Source organism: Modestobacter sp. VKM Ac-2977 (assembly GCF_026968045.1).
Lineage (GTDB): Bacteria > Actinomycetota > Actinomycetes > Mycobacteriales > Geodermatophilaceae > Modestobacter.
This window is the reverse complement of sequence record NZ_JAPVBQ010000001.1, coordinates 1-14,249: the sequence shown is the minus strand read 5'-3', so window position 1 is coordinate 14,249 and position 14,249 is coordinate 1. Positions and strand designations below refer to the sequence as shown.

At 76.6% G+C, this 14,249-nt stretch carries 12 protein-coding genes; 4 read left to right on the top strand and 8 right to left on the bottom strand.

Annotation, left to right across the window (positions count from 1 at the left end; translation table 11 throughout):
* Window positions 1–28 precede the first annotated feature (28 nt).
* Window positions 29–1,057, top strand: a complete 1,029-nt coding sequence (gene cysC / locus O2V63_RS00060; protein WP_269165545.1) for an adenylyl-sulfate kinase — start codon at window positions 29–31, stop codon at window positions 1,055–1,057.
* Window positions 1,058–1,060: 3 nt separating this feature from the next.
* Here cysC and O2V63_RS00055 read toward each other — a convergent pair whose 3' ends face one another.
* From O2V63_RS00055 to O2V63_RS00045, 3 genes are all read right to left on the bottom strand, one after another.
* Complete coding sequence (locus tag O2V63_RS00055) at window positions 1,061–1,948, bottom strand: hypothetical protein (protein ID WP_269165544.1); 888 nt, start codon at window positions 1,946–1,948, stop codon at window positions 1,061–1,063.
* 64 nt (window positions 1,949–2,012) lie between these two features.
* Window positions 2,013–2,771, bottom strand: coding sequence for a 3'(2'),5'-bisphosphate nucleotidase CysQ (locus O2V63_RS00050; protein ID WP_269165543.1), 759 nt, complete (start codon window positions 2,769–2,771; stop codon window positions 2,013–2,015).
* Window positions 2,772–2,846: 75 nt separating this feature from the next.
* Entirely contained in the window at window positions 2,847–4,349 is a 1,503-nt protein-coding gene (locus tag O2V63_RS00045) for a sugar transferase (protein WP_269165542.1), read from the bottom strand.
* Window positions 4,350–4,699: 350 nt separating this feature from the next.
* Here O2V63_RS00045 and O2V63_RS00040 point away from each other — a divergent pair, with 350 nt between their 5' ends.
* Both O2V63_RS00040 and O2V63_RS00035 read left to right on the top strand, forming a co-directional pair.
* On the top strand, window positions 4,700–5,809 hold the full coding sequence (locus O2V63_RS00040) for a glycosyltransferase (protein ID WP_269165541.1): 1,110 nt from the start codon (window positions 4,700–4,702) through the stop codon (window positions 5,807–5,809).
* Window positions 5,806–7,065, top strand: coding sequence for a glycosyl hydrolase family 28-related protein (locus O2V63_RS00035; RefSeq protein WP_269165540.1), 1,260 nt, complete (start codon window positions 5,806–5,808; stop codon window positions 7,063–7,065). Before O2V63_RS00040 ends, O2V63_RS00035 begins: the two co-directional genes overlap by 4 nt.
* 9 nt (window positions 7,066–7,074) lie before the next feature.
* Here O2V63_RS00035 and O2V63_RS00030 read toward each other — a convergent pair whose 3' ends face one another.
* From O2V63_RS00030 to O2V63_RS00010, 5 genes are read right to left on the bottom strand one after another with little or no spacing between them, the layout of a single operon-like run.
* Window positions 7,075–7,581, bottom strand: coding sequence for a hypothetical protein (locus tag O2V63_RS00030; RefSeq protein ID WP_269165539.1), 507 nt, complete (start codon window positions 7,579–7,581; stop codon window positions 7,075–7,077).
* Window positions 7,571–8,659 (bottom strand): glycosyltransferase family 4 protein, encoded by a 1,089-nt coding sequence (locus O2V63_RS00025; RefSeq protein WP_269165538.1) that lies wholly within the window; start codon window positions 8,657–8,659, stop codon window positions 7,571–7,573. Before O2V63_RS00025 ends, O2V63_RS00030 begins: the two co-directional genes overlap by 11 nt.
* On the bottom strand, window positions 8,656–9,978 hold the full coding sequence (locus O2V63_RS00020; RefSeq protein WP_269165537.1) for a hypothetical protein: 1,323 nt from the start codon (window positions 9,976–9,978) through the stop codon (window positions 8,656–8,658). Before O2V63_RS00020 ends, O2V63_RS00025 begins: the two co-directional genes overlap by 4 nt.
* A complete protein-coding gene (locus O2V63_RS00015) occupies window positions 9,975–11,330 on the bottom strand; it encodes a lipopolysaccharide biosynthesis protein (RefSeq protein WP_269165536.1) in 1,356 nt (451 codons plus the stop codon). The genes O2V63_RS00020 and O2V63_RS00015 overlap by 4 nt, the downstream gene beginning before the upstream one ends.
* Window positions 11,327–12,823: a hypothetical protein gene (locus O2V63_RS00010; protein ID WP_269165535.1), complete on the bottom strand. Its 1,497-nt coding sequence runs from the start codon at window positions 12,821–12,823 to the stop codon at window positions 11,327–11,329. Before O2V63_RS00010 ends, O2V63_RS00015 begins: the two co-directional genes overlap by 4 nt.
* A gap of 198 nt (window positions 12,824–13,021) precedes the next feature.
* On the opposite strand from O2V63_RS00010, the gene O2V63_RS00005 reads away from it, so the two are divergent.
* Window positions 13,022–14,164, top strand: coding sequence for an acyltransferase family protein (locus tag O2V63_RS00005; protein WP_269165534.1), 1,143 nt, complete (start codon window positions 13,022–13,024; stop codon window positions 14,162–14,164).
* Window positions 14,165–14,249: the final 85 nt, after the last annotated feature.

Below are 14,249 nucleotides of genomic sequence, written 5' to 3'. Positions count from 1 at the left end.
GGCGCACGGTGCTTGCCAGACTGCCTGCATGGCACAGACGCGGGCCCGACTGATCGACACCGAGCTCGCGGCACTCGCGCGGTACGGCTTCGACCTCGTGGCCGGCGCGCCCGCCGTCCCCCCGGCCGCCGAGCTGGAGGACGCCGAGGGCGTGCTGGTCGCCACCCGGGACGACAGCGGGCTGACCGTCCGGGAGATCCCCCGCTGGCGCGCCCCGTCCGTCGTCCGCGCCGAGCTGGTGCAGCGCGGCTGGTCGGCCCCCCAGGCGTGGGTGGGCAGCCCACCGGCCGACGGGACGGAGCTGCCCGAGCAACTGTTGGTGCTGCTCCCCGCGGCCGGCACCTCACCGGACTCGGCGGCCATGTCGCTGGGCGCGGCGGCCTGGGCCGGGTGGGCCGCGGGACGCGAGCTGGTCGTCGTCCCCGTGCCGGTGACCGCGCACGCGCCGGAGGCCGGCTGGGCCGAGGTCGCCGCCGCCTACGGCGCCGAGCTGCTGGGCAGCCGGATCGACCCGGCACCGCTGCGCACCGGCGGCCAGGTGGTGATGTTCACCGGGCTGTCCGGGGCCGGGAAGTCCACGATCGCCGGGCGCCTGGTGGAGCTGCTCCTGGAGGCCGGCCGGACGGTCACGCTGCTGGACGGCGATGAGGTGCGCACCCACCTGTCGGCCGGGCTGGGGTTCTCCCAGGCCGACCGGGACACCAACGTGCGCCGGATCGGCTGGGTGGCCGCGCAGATCGCCAAGCACGGCGGGCTGGCCGTGTGCGCCCCGATCGCCCCCTACGCCGCGACCCGCGCCGACGCCCGCCGGCTCGTGGAGGAGCAGGCCGGGCCGGGGTCGTTCGTGCTGGTGCACGTGGCCACCCCGCTCGCCGAGTGCGAGGCCCGGGACCGCAAGGGGCTCTACGCCAAGGCGCGGCGCGGGGAGATCGCCGCCTTCACCGGGATCAGCGACCCCTACGAGGAGCCCACGGACGCCGAGCTCACCCTCGACACCCGGGAGTACAGCCCCGAGGAGAGCGCCCGGCAGGTGCTGGCGCACCTCATCGGGGGCTGAGGGTCAGGAGCCGGGCCAGCCCGGCAGCCGGTCGGGCCCGGTGCGCCAGTCCGGCAGCACGCCGGGGGCGTCCACGGTCTCGGCGTCGGCGCGGCGGCGGAGCGCCCAGTCGGCCGGGAGCACGAGCCGGGGGGCGACCCCCACGAGGACGGCGGTGAGCACGGCGACCGCACCGACGACCTCACCGCTCTCCTCGACGAACGTGGCGACGGCGGCCCACGGGAACGTCCCGGACGCCGACCCGACGAGGGAGGAGATGCCGGAGAGGACGACGGCGGCTGCGGCGTAGACCGCGAAGGCGGCCATCACCCGCCGGCGGTCACGCCGCTCGGTGCGGCTGAGCCACCAGAGCACGGCGAGGGTCAGTGCGGCCAGGAGGGCGCTGAGGACGGCGGCCAGCACCGGCCGACCGGCCAGACCGGTGGTCTCCAGCGCCTGGACGTGCACGGTCCCGCCGCCCTTCACCTGCGCGACCAGGGCGGCGACCACGCCGACGCCCAGCCACCACGGCCGGCGGTCGGTGGCGCGGGCGGCGCCGACGAAGGCGGCCACGGCCGCCGTGGCGAGCAGGGCGGTGACCCACATCCGGGGCACCGACAGCGGGGCGTCCATGGACAGGTGGCGGGCGAGACCCCGGTCGTTGCCGGCGATCCGCAGGCCGAGGCCGATGGACTCCAGGGTGACGCCGATGCCGATCAGCGCGGCGGCCAGCGGCGGCACGGGGAGCCGGCGTCGGCGTGGGCGGGCCCGGGCGGGGCGGGGCGCGGTCGGCAGCAGACCGTCCTGCGCCCGCGAGCGCTCGTCGGCGATCCGCAGCGCCATGCCCAGGGGCACGGCGACGAGGACCGCGAGCGTCGTCCACCCGACGAGCACCCATCCCCACCACGGCATGTCCTCGTGATCGGCAGGTCCGCACCGGTACTTGACCGGGTCGGGGCTGCCGATTCCGGAGGGATCAGCTCCGGTCGCCTCCCGCCGGGTCGGCCAGGGCCGCGAGCAGCTGGTCGGCGAACTCACGGCGGCAGATGAGCAGGTCGGGCAGGTAGGGGTCGGGCCGGTTGTAGCGGAGCGGGGAGCCGTCGAGCCGGCTGGTGTGCAGCCCGGCGGCCCGGGCCACCGCGACGGGCGCGGCGGAGTCCCACTCGTACTGGCCGCCGCCGTGCACGTAGGCGTCGGTCGCCCCGCGGACGACGGACATCGCCTTGACCCCGGCCGAGCCCATCGCCACCGGCTCGGCCGCGAGCTGCGCGACGAGCTCGGCGACCATGGCCGGCGGCCGGCTGCGGCTGACCGCCAGCCGCAGCGGCCCGCCCGGGCGGGCCGGCGGCGGCCCGACGGCGGAGGTGCCCAGGGTCGCGCCCTCGGCCGGCAGCGCGACGGCACCGGCGACGAGCTCGCCCCGCTCCCAGAGCGCGACGTGCACCGCCCAGTCGGTGCGCTCCAGCTCGGAGAACTCCCGGGTGCCGTCGAGCGGGTCGACGATCCAGACCCGGTCGGCGGTGAGCCGGGCGGGGTCGTCAGCGGCCTCCTCGGAGAGCACGGCATCCCCGGGCCGCAGCGCGCCGAGCTGCTCGGCCAGCCAGCGGTGGGACTCCCCGTCGCCGGCGGCCTTGCGCGCTGCGGCGTCGGCGAAGTCCCGGCTGCGCACGGTGAGCAACAGTTCGCCGGCCTGGGTGGCCAGCGTGCGGGCGAGGTCGTGATCGGTGCCGGTCAACGTCGGTCTCCGTCCGGGCGGGGGTGAGGGGCCATCCTCCGGCCCCGCGCCGCCGCGCCGCCGCGGCGGGTCCCGTCAGTAGGCCCCGGAGCCGCGGACCACCGCACCCAGGGTCTTGCCCAGGATCATCAGGTCCAGGGCGAGCGACCAGTTCTCCACGTACCGGACGTCGATCCGCACCGAGTCGTCCCAGGACAGGTCCGACCGGCCGCTGACCTGCCACAGGCCGGTGATCCCGGGCTTGACGAGCAGGCGGCGCCGCATGTCGAAGCCGTACTGCTCGACCTCACGGGTCACGTGCGGCCGCGGGCCGACCAGCGACATCGTGCCGCCGACGACGTTGAGCAGCTGCGGGAGCTCGTCCAGCGACCAGCGCCGCATGACGGCGCCCACCCGGGTGACCCGCGGGTCGCGCTTCATCTTGAACTGGACGGCGTTGCCCTCGTTCTGGGCCAGCAGCGCCGCCATCCGCTGGTCGGCGTCGGACACCATGCTGCGGAACTTCAGCACGTGGAAGGGCTGTCCGGCGCGGCCGATCCGCTCGTGCCGGAAGAACACCGGGCCCCGGCTCGTGGCCTTGACCGCCACGGCCAGCACCAGCAGCACCGGCAGCAGCAGCACGACGGCGGCCAGCGCGACCGACCGGTCGAAGACGTCCTTGGTGACCCGTCGCAGCCCGCGGAACTCCGGCCGCTCCAGGTGCATCAGCGGCAGACCGTTGACCGGCCGGATGCCCACCCGCGGGCCGGCGAACTCGGTCACCGCCGGGGCGAGCAGCAGCTCGGCCTCCGTCGTCTCCAGGTCCCACCCGAGGCGGCGCAGCGCGGCGCCGTCCAGCTCGGGCGAGGGCAGCACGGCGACGGTGTCGACCTCGTACCGGCGGACGACGTCGGCGATGTCGGCGAAGCCGCCCAGCACCGGCAGCCCGTCGAAGACGGTCCCGGCGGGCGGGGCCGTCGGCAGGCAGACGCCGATCACCCGGAGGCCGTGCTGGGCCTGGCGGACCAGTTGGGCGTGCAGCTCCGCGGTGCCGTTGCGGTGGCCGACCAGGATCGCGGTCTGCTGGTACCGGCCGTACGCGCGCTGCCGGTGCAGCCAGGCGCGCTGGGCGTAGCGCTGCAGCAGGGTCAGCACGGTGGCCAGCGGCAGCGCGACCACGACGAAGCTGCGGGCGACCTCGAGCTTGAACGCCCAGGAGACGGTGCCGACGGAGGCCAGCAGCAGGGCCGCGGCGAAGAAGACCCGGCGGAACTCCTCGGGGCCGACCCAGAGGAAGCGCTCCTCGTAGCTGCGGCCGACCACCATCGCCGCCACCCAGACCAGCGGCAGGACGACGACCGGCCAGGGGGCGTGGTGCGCGGCGAGCGGCCCCTGCTCGGGCAGCAGCCGGCCGACCAGGGCGGCGAGCACGGCGACGACGGCGTCGCCCAGGAGGATCCGGCGCACGTAGGTCTTCCGCCAGGCCCGGCGAGCCGCGGTGCCCTCGCCGCGGAGGCGCGCCGCGGACCAGAAGCGACGGCGGGCGAGGACCTCCGTCCGCGGCAGGACCTTCTCTTCGGGGGCTTCCAGCAGCGACAAGGTCCGGCTCCCGTACGTCGGTCGATCGGTGGTCACGTGCGACGCCTGGTCGCCGCCGGTCGGTCGGGGAACAGCTCCCCCGACGGACCCGGGGGAACCTATGGTCGGTCCGCTCCGGTCGCCTAGCCCCGCTCCGGGACCACGAGCGGACCACGATCGCCGGCCGTGGAGTGCGCCACATCGATGAGGACTACACGTCTCCTTCCCGGTGCGGACGGTGACGGCGCGCAGAAGGGTCCATACAGCCGTCAGCTGCCGTCCACCTGGTGTCATCCTCGTGAGATCGGTCACCTCCTGGACGCTCGTGGTGTCCTTCGTCGAGGCCGCTGCCGGTGCCGCATGCTCGACCCGTGGGCGGACCCGAGAACCCGACGCTGCGCGTCCTGCACGTCAGCCAGCCGGTCGAGGCAGGAGTGGCCCGGGTGGTGGCCGGGCTGGTCGCCGACCAGCGCCGCCGCGGCTGGGACGTCCTGGTGGCCTGCCCCGGCGAGGGCTGGCTGCCCGACACGGTCCGCGCGGCCGGCGCCCGGCTGCTGCCGTGGCGGGCGAGCCGTTCACCCGGCCCGTCGGTGCCCGGCGAGGCGGCGGCGCTGCGCCGCATCGTGGCGACCACGGACCCCCAGGTGGTGCACCTGCACAGCGCGAAGGCAGGGCTGGCCGGGCGGCTGGCGGTCCGGGGCCGGCGACCGACGGTGTTCCAGCCGCACGCCTGGTCGTTCGAGGCGGTCACCGGGCCGGTGCAGACGGCCTCCCGCGGGTGGGAGCGGTTCGCCCAGCGCTGGACCGACCTGACCCTCTGCGTCAGCGAGGCCGAGCTGGCCACCGGGCGGGCCGCGGGCCTGACCGGGCCGGCGGTGGTGGCGCCCAACGGCGTGGAGCCCGAGGTGTGGGCCCCGCAGGACCGGGCGACCGCCCGCGACGCCCTCGGGCTCACGGCGGCGCCCACTGTGGTCTGCGTCGGGCGGCTGGCCCGGCAGAAGGGCCAGGACATGCTGCTCGCGGCCTGGCCCAGCGTGCGGCGGGCCGTGCCGGACGCCCGGCTGGTGCTCGTCGGCACCGGCCCGGACGAGGCCGCGCTGCGCGCCCGGGCCGACGACTCGGTCCGCTTCGCCCCCGGAGAACGGCTGGCCGAGTGGTACGCCGCCGCCGACGTCGTCGCCGTCCCCTCCCGCTGGGAGGCCGGGCTGCCGCTGGTGGCGATGGAGGCGATGGCCGGTCAGCGCAGCGTGGTCGCCTTCGACGTCGCCGGCATCGGCGGGTCCCTCGGCGACGCGGGTGCGGCGGTCCCGGCGTTCGACGTCGAGGCGTTCGCCGCCGCGCTGACCGCCCGGCTGCTCGACCCGGCCACCGCCGCCCGGGAGGCCGAGGTGGGCCGGTCGGTCGCGACCACCCGGTTCGCGGCGGCCACCTCGCAGGCCGCCGTCGCCGAGCACCTGCTGCGCCTGGCCGGGGCTCGATGAGCACGCGCGTGGGCACGGCCCCCAGCGGGCGCGCACGGCGCCTGGTGTCCCGGGCGGTGCTGGCGAGCGCGCTGCTGGCGCTGTGTGCCGTCGGGCCCACGGGCTCGACGGTGCCGCCCGGCGCCACGCCTCCGGCAGCCGCCACCGGTCCCGGCGCCGCGGGGGCCGTCGTGCCGGCCGGCTCGGCGCGCCAGGTGGTCCCGGTCGAGCGGTTCGGCGCCGTGGGCGACGGCGTCCGTGACGACACCGCGGCGCTGCAGAGGGCGCTGGACAGCGTGCCCACCGGGAGCACCCTGCGGCTCCGCGCGGGCGCGACCTACCTGCACTCCGACGTCCTCCGGGTGCGCACCCCCGGCCTCACGGTCACCGGCAAGGGCGCGACCGTCACCGCCACCCAGGAGACCCGGTCGGCCTTCCACGTCGACGCCGACCGGGTGGTGGTCGAGGGGGTCACGTTCGCCCTCCGCACCTCCACCCAGCGCTTCCACGCCTACGAGCAGATGAAGGTCCGGGTCTCCGCCGACCGCGTGGTGCTGCGCGACGTGCACGTCCGCGGCGCGGCGGCGGCCGGCTTCTACGTCGGCAACGGTTCCGGCGGGTTCCTGCTGGACCGGGTGACGGTCGTCGGCAGCCGCGCCGACGGCGTGCACGTCACCGGCGGCGCGCACGACGGCCGGGTCGTCTCCCCCGTCACCACCGGCACCGGGGACGACGGGGTCGCCGTCGTCTCCTACCGGGCCGACGGGGTGCCGTGCGCGCGGGTGCAGATCACCTCGCCGACGGTGAACGGGACGACGTGGGGCCGGGGCATCTCCGTCGTCGGCGGGGACGACATCACCTACACCGACGTGGCGATCCGGGACACCGACGCCGCCGCGGTCTACGTCGGCAGCGAGGGCGACCCGTACTACACGTTCCCCTCGCGCCGGGTTCGGGTCACTCGCGGCACGGTGACCGGCGCCAACGCCAACCCGGCCAAGGACCACGGCGCGGTGCTGGTCTACGCCGGCAACAGCGGCACCACGACCGCCGACGTCACGATCCGCGACCTGGCGGTCAGCGGCACCCGGGCCGGCGCCAGCTGGGACCTCGGGGTGCTGGCCGACCCGGGTGCGGGCGTCCAGCGGGTCACCCTCTCCGGGATCTCGCTCACCGGTGGCCCGCAGCGGCCGTTCTACACGAACGTGCCCTCGGCGGTGCGGCTGATCGGCGTCCGGGACGACGGCTCCCCCGTCCCCGAGAAGCGCGGCTGGTGAGCGACCGGCTCAGCCGGCCGGCCGCGCGCCGAACGCGTGGGCCCGCGCCGTCCAGGCCGACAGCACGGTGACGGCGTCCGGCTCCGGCAGCCCCTCGGGGCGGTGCGCCAGCGGCACCGGCGGACCCCACCGGGTGTAGCGCTCGGCCAGCCCGGCGGGCACCAGCAGCAGGTTGGTGCGCGGCGTCCGGCGCAGCTCCCGGGCCCAGCGCAGCGGCGAGCTCAGCACCGCGCGCACGTCCCGGGCCCCGAGGACGACGACGGTCGCCCGGCGGCCGGCGACGACGTCCCGCCCGGCGGCGGCGCGCCGGCCCCAGAGCACCACCACGTCGACGTCGTCCAGCGCCGCCTCGGGCAGCGCGGCGGGCTCGAGCACACCGGTGCGCCAGCCGGCGGCGGTCTGCGCGGCGGCGGTCGCCCGGGCCGTGGCCAGCTCGGCGGGGCCGGCGACGTGCAGCACGCCCAGCACCTCGCCGAACACCGGGGTGGAGAGGATGGCGCGGACATCAGCGGGCACGGCGGACCGCCTCCAGGGTCTCCTCGACGACGTCGTCCCAGCCGCGGCGGGCCGGCCGGAGCAGCACCGGCGGCCGGGGCCGGCCCAGGTGCTCCACCAGCGCGGCGGCCCACACCTCGGGACGGCGGCCGGGCAGCCGCTGCGCCCCGACCGGGGATGCCTCGGCCAGCGCCGGGTCCTCCGAGGTCAGCACCGGTGCGCCCAGCGCCAGCCCCTCCGCGGCAGGCAGGCCGAAGCCCTCGGCGAGGCTGGGGCACAGCACCACGCGGGCGTGCTCGTAGAGCCAGCGCAGCCGACCGTCGGGGACGTGGCCCATCGCGACGACCGCGCCGTCGGCGGCCAGCTCGGCGAACGCCCGGCCGCGGTCGGTGGGCCCCCAGCTGTCCGGGCCGACCACCACCAGCACGGCGTCCGGGACGGCGGCGCGCACCTGCGCCCAGGCGTCGACGACCAGGCCGACGTTCTTCCGCGGCGAGGGGTCGCCCACGACCAGCGCGAACGGCCGGCCGACCAGCTCCGGCACGAGCTCCGGGACGACGTCGGTGAGCGAGGAGCCGTCGGGGTGGTGCACCACCGAGGCCCGCGGGGCCGTGGACGGCAGGTAGCTGACCAGCCGCTCCCGGGTGGCGGCGCTGACGCACACCAGCGCGTCGGCGGCCCGCAGCGAGGCGAGGTACGGCGGTCGCACCAGCCAGCGCTTGGCCCGGCCGAAGTCGTGCGGCCGGTCCAGCGCGAGCATGTCGTGCACGGTCAGCACGCCGACGCCGGGCACCCCGCGGGGCAGCAGGTGCTTGGTTCCGTGCACGACGTCCATCGGGCCGCCGACCCGCGCGCCCGCCAGCCGCTCGACGGCGGAGACCAGCGGACCGCGGCCGGGCAGGGTGTGCACCCGGTCGGCGTCGACCAGGTGGGTGAAGGCGCCCTGCGCACCGGCGCCGGCCAGCACGTGCAGTTCCACGTCGTCGCGGGCGGCCAGCCCCTGGGCCAGCTGCACCACGTAGCGCACCATCCCGCCGCCCTGGCCCGAGGCCGGGACGTGCGTGCCGATCAGCAGGTAGCGCAGCGGTCGGGGCGTCACAGCACGGCTCCGGTACGGCGTCGTCGGGCGCGGTTGACCAGCAGCGCCACCACGACCAGGGCGACCACCCCGGGGGTGGCCCGGCCCTGGCCGAGGTAGAAGTACCGCGGCAGCTCGAGCATGGTCAGCACGAACAGCGGATAGAGCAGCAGGCCCCAGATCCGGCCCTCGCGCAGGGCGCGGTGCAGGGTGCCGGTGAGCAGGCCGGCGCCGAGGAAGAACAGCAGCCCGCCGGCGATGCCCAGGTCGACGAACGGGCTGGCCACGCCGCCGTAGTTGTTGAACTCGGGGTTGCCGAACTGGGCGAGCGCCAGCGTGTAGGCGGGCTCCGGGTCGACGCCGGTGAGCGACCGGAACAGGTTGAGGCTGCCGATGCCCGGCGCCGTCCAGAACGCCGACCACAGGTCGTAGGGCAGCCCGGCCGGCTCCTGGTGCAGCAGCCGGATGGCGCCGTTGTTGTAGGCGGTGACGTAGTAGCCGGCGAAGCGTTCCACCACGAAGACGGGGAAGGACTGGCCGCCCTGCGCCGCGTAGAACACCCAGCTGCGCGAGTACTCGAAGGCGGCGAAGACGACCACCACCACCGGCAGCAGGACCGCGGGCAGGAACGCCGCGCGGCGGGTGCCCCGGGTGGTCCGGGACATCCCGGCGACCACCAGCACCAGCAGCGGCACGAGCAGCTCGAGCAGGGCGAGGCGCTCGGTGACGAAGAAGGCCCGCAGCAGGGCGAGGAAGGCGACCACGGCCAGCCGCCGCAGGTACCGCGGCCGGCGCCCCTGCGCCAGCAGCAGCACACCGGTCAGCACCACGAAGGCGACGCCGAACTGGGTCATCGTGGTCAGCCCGGGCACGGTGCCCAGCTGGTCGCGGATGCCCAGGCCGTAGAGCTCCTGGTCGATCAGCGCGGTCACCAGCACCACCGGGTCCAGGCCCACCCGGACGGCGTTGATGCCGTAGGCGAGGTAGCCGACCATGGTCAGCCAGAACAGCACCGTGGCCGCGCGCTCCAGGACGTGCAGGTCGCCGGCCGACAGCCCCGGCCAGCCCGGCACCCGGCGGACGCCGCGCAGCCCCGGCAGCAGCGCGCCGCCGAGGAACAGCAGCAGGCCGGCGGTGAACCACAGCGTCCACTCCAGGTCGATCGCCTTCGGGGTGCCCCACAGCGCCCGGTAGCGCTCGTCGGCGATGGCCAGGCTCAGCCACGTGGTGGGCAGCGCGACCAGTCCGATCAGCGCGACCGGCGACAGCCACCACACGCCCCCGGGCCGACCGCCGAGATCCGCTGTCCGCGGCCGGACGGCGGTGATCCGGGTGCTCATCGGGCTCCCACGTCGTCCGGTTCGCGGCCGGCCAGCAGTCGCAGGCTGCGCCGCAGCTGCAGCCCGGGCAGCGGCGCCGTCCCGAAGGTCCGGCGGCAGGCGACCGCGTAGGAGCCGAAGAGCACCACGGTCGCCGTGGCGCTGGTGAGGGCCAGCGCGAGCGGACCGCCCAGCTGGGCGGCGAGCACGGCGGCGGGCACGACCACCAGGAGCGCCAGCCCGACGGCGCGGGCGGCGGCGCGGCCGTGGCCGGTGACGACGAGCAGCACCGCGCAGGAGCCGCAGACCGCCATGCCCAGGCCACCGGTGGCCAGCACGGCGAGGTAGGGGGCGGCGTCGTCCAGCCCCTCGCCGTAGACGCGCAGGACCTGCGGGGCGAGCAGCCAGGTGGCGGCGACCAGCAGCACGGTGACCGCGGTCGAGACGGTGGCCGCGGCCGACAGCAGGTCCAGCACCCGGTCGCGCCGCCCCTCGGCCTCCAGCCGCGCGGCCACCGGGGTGATGGCGATGTTGGCCAGCCCCTCGAGCACCGTGACCTGCATGGCCAGCACGCTGGCGGTCGAGTAGAGCAGCGCCTGGTCGCCGGGGAAGGCCCAGCCGGCCAGCCAGACGTCGCCGCGGCCGACCAGGAAGGCGCCGAGCTCGACGGTGAACAGCCAGGCCCCGCCCGCGACGGCGGCGGCCATCGGCGACCACCAGCGGGCGCCCCGCACCCGGGCCCGCAGCGGCAGCCGGAGCAGCACGGCCACCAGCAGCGCGAGGGAGGTCGCGGCGTAGACGGTCAGCAGGGTGACCAGCGACGTCCGGCCGCCCTGGACCCAGACGACGACGCCCATGGCGAGCAGGGCGAGCACCGACCGGCTGTGGTGGGTGGCCGCGACCGACCAGCGGATCCGGCCGACCGCGGCGTACACGTCGCTGACGGTGAGCCGGACGGTCTCCAGCACGATCAGCCCGGCGACCAGCGCGACCACCAGCGCCCGGTCGTCGCGGACGACAGCGGTGGCCACCCAGGCGACCGCCGGTGCGGTGATGAGGCTCAGCAGCGCGACCGCCCGCAGGTGGGCGAGCACCTGGGCGGCCACCTCGGCCGGGGAGGAGGCCGCGGCGATCGCCCGGATGGCGTGCTGGCCCAGGCCCAGCCGGCCGACCATCGGCCCGAGCATCAGGGCGCCGAGCACGGCCAGGAAGCCGGTGGCCGCGCGGTCGTCGAGGGTGCGGACCGCCAGCACCGACGTCAGGAACGTGGCGACCAGCCCGAGGACGGCCACGACCATGCGCAGGCCGAAGCTCCGGCGGACCTCCTGGCTCTGCTGACCCTCAGGCCGGTCCGCCTCCACGCCCACGCTCACGCCTCGCTGGCGACGGGCTCCTGCCGAGGGGACGTCGTCTCCTCCGCAGCCCGCGGGGGCGACGGCTGGGGCCGGTCGCGCCCCAGGTGCCGCCCGGTGGTGGTGACGACGACGCCCCGCAGCGCCGGGCCGGACGACGTCACGTCGCGGACGGCGGCCAGCGCGTCCTCCAGCGAGGTGACCCCCTCCCCCACGACGACGACGGCCTGCTCGGCGTGCCGGGCTGTCCCGTCGAACCGGGCGCCGGAGGTGAGCGCCGGGGCGTGCAGCAGGACGTGCCGGCCGGCGGCGGTGTGCCGGGCGACGGTCGCGGCGAGCGCCGCGTCGCCGTCGTGCGGCGGGACGGCGACGACGGTCAGCAGCGGCGTGTGCGCCTGCTCGCCGGGGAACTCCGCCGACGCGGCCGGGCGGGCGCTGTGCGCGTGCGCCGCGGTGCTCACCAGCACCACGGGGGCACCGGTGGAGGAGATCGCCCAGGCCAGCTCCCAGGCGACCTCGGCGGCCCCGGCGCGCTCGTCGGCGCCGACCACCACGAGGCGGCGGGCACCGGCGCTGACGTCGAGCACCTGCGGCACCAGCAGTCGGGCCGCCGAGAGGGCCTCGGCCCGGGGCAGCCGGGCGGGCACCTGCGGGCTGCGGCCGCGCACCCGCCCGGTCGGCAGCCGCGGCAGCAGCACGGGCACGCCGGCCGCCACGAGCAGCCGGGCGTCGAACAGCCGGTTCGACGTCGCCCGCCACACCGCGCCGGCGGCCAGCAGCAGCACGGCACCGAGCACCGCGCCCAGCACGGTGGACAGCAGCGCGGCCGGCGCACCCGTCTCCTCGTCGACGGTCGGGTCGCGCAGCACCGGCACCAGGTCGGGGACCCGGGTAGCGGCGCCGGTCAGCTGGCTCTGCTCGGCGAGCAGCCGCTCGACCTCCTGGGCCACCGGGCTGTTCACCGCGCCCGGCTCGCCGAGGGCGTCCAGCCGCTGCTGCACCGCGTCCAGCGCCGCGGTCACCGCCGTCCCGGCGGCCTCCTGGCGGGCGGTGACGTAGCCGTCGAGCAGCGTCGTCACGGCCTGGACGGCCTGCTCGGCGGTGGGGGCGGTGGCGCTGATCCGCAGGACGTCGGAGGTGCCGACCTGCGCGACGGAGACGGTGACCGCGTCGTCCGTCTGCTCCTCCTGGCTCAGCCGGAGCGCGTCCAGCACCTCGAGCCGGCCGGCGACCACGGAGTCGTCGGTGCCGGTCTGGACGGTGGTCGGCAGCGGGCCGCTGAGCACCTGGGCGTCGGGGACGACCTCGAAGGTGGCCGAGGCGGTGACCTCCTCCTCGGCGACGAGCCCGACCAGCAGGCCGAGCAGCCCGCCGAGGAGGGCGCCGACGAGCGCCAGCCGAGCCAGCCAGGCCAGCGGCGCAGCCGGCCCGGGCCAGGTGTCGGCCCGGGTGGCGTCCTCAGGCGCGCCGCCTCCCGGGTTGGTGCCGGCCGGCCGGCCTGTCGAGCTGCTCATGCGCGTGCGTCCTCCCTCGTGCCATCGGCGGAGTCCGCCCGCAACAGCGTCCAGATGATAGGGCTCGTCCGACTGCACTGGTGCCACTCATCCCTCCGGGTGAACGCCGGGTGGACAGCAGGGAACGAGCCACTGACCTGCGCATACGTCTTCGGACCCCGGCTGGACACCGGAAGATCGACACCTAGGCTCTGCCGCGTGACCGAGGCCCCCGCGCCCCCGCAGCGGGTGGCGGCGATCGACGTCGCCCGGGCCGTGGCGATCGTCGGCGTCGCGGCCAACCACTCCATCGACGGCATGCTCAACGCCGGCCTGATCCCGGCCGACCACCCCCTCGAGGCGGTCAACTCGGCGCTGTACCTGTTCCGGATGCCGGCTCTGGCGTTCCTGCTCGGGCTGTTCGTCCCCCGCGCGGTGACCAGGCGTGGGGCGGTCGGCTACGTCCGCGAGCGGGCCACTCTGATGCTCTACCTGTACCTGCTGTGGTTCCTGGTGCAGAGCCTCGCCGAGCTGGCGACCAACGAAGTCAAGAACGTGCCGCGGGACGCCGGGGCGATCTGGCGGGTGTGGGAGCCGTTCGCCCACCTGTGGTTCCTGCCGTTCCTGATCGTGACGGCGGCGGTGCTGGCCGTGCTGCGACCGTGGCAGGGCCGGGCCCGCCGACTGCTGGGCGGCGGCGGCCTGGTGCTGGCCAGCCTGCTCACCTGGGGTTGGAACCCGACCCTGTTCGGGCTCACCGGGCTCTCGCTGCTGGCGTTCTCGGCGGCCGGGTCCATGGTCGGGCTGGCTCGGCTGGGCGCCTGGATGCAGGGCCCGGTCTGGGCCTGGACGGCGGTCGGGCTGCTCGGCACCGGCTCGCTGGGGCTGCTGCTGCGGGCCGACGTCGTCCCGTCGACGCTGCCGGCCGAGGTCGGCCTGGCCGAGCGGGCGCTGAGCCTCGGCGCCGCGGTGGCCGGCACGGTCGCGCTGCTCGCCGTCTCGGTGCTGCTGGCCCGGGTGTCGCCGCTGCGCGGCCTGCTGGCCGTGATCGGCCGCCGCACCCTGCCGATCTACCTGGCGCACGTGCTGGTGGTGGCCGGGGTCCGGATCGTGCTCGTGCAGTTCGGGGTCGACCAGCCGTACGTCATCGCCCTGGTGGCCGTCGCCGCCGGCGTCGGCATCCCGTTCGCCGTCGCCACGTTCACAGCCGGGCGGCCGTGGGCGATCTGGCTGTTCGACCTGCCGCCCGCCCTCCGCCGAAGGACCCGTGGGCCCAGCGGTCCCTCTCCAGCCCACCGCGGGACTCCGCGCCAGCACCGGGCGGCGGCCGGGTCAACCGCCCGCACCGCCGCCCGCCGGTAGCGGGGCGTTCAGCCGGCGCGGCGGCCGAGCGCGCGGTAGGTCCAGCCGGCGGCCACCCAGTGGTCACGGTCCAGCGCGTTGCGCC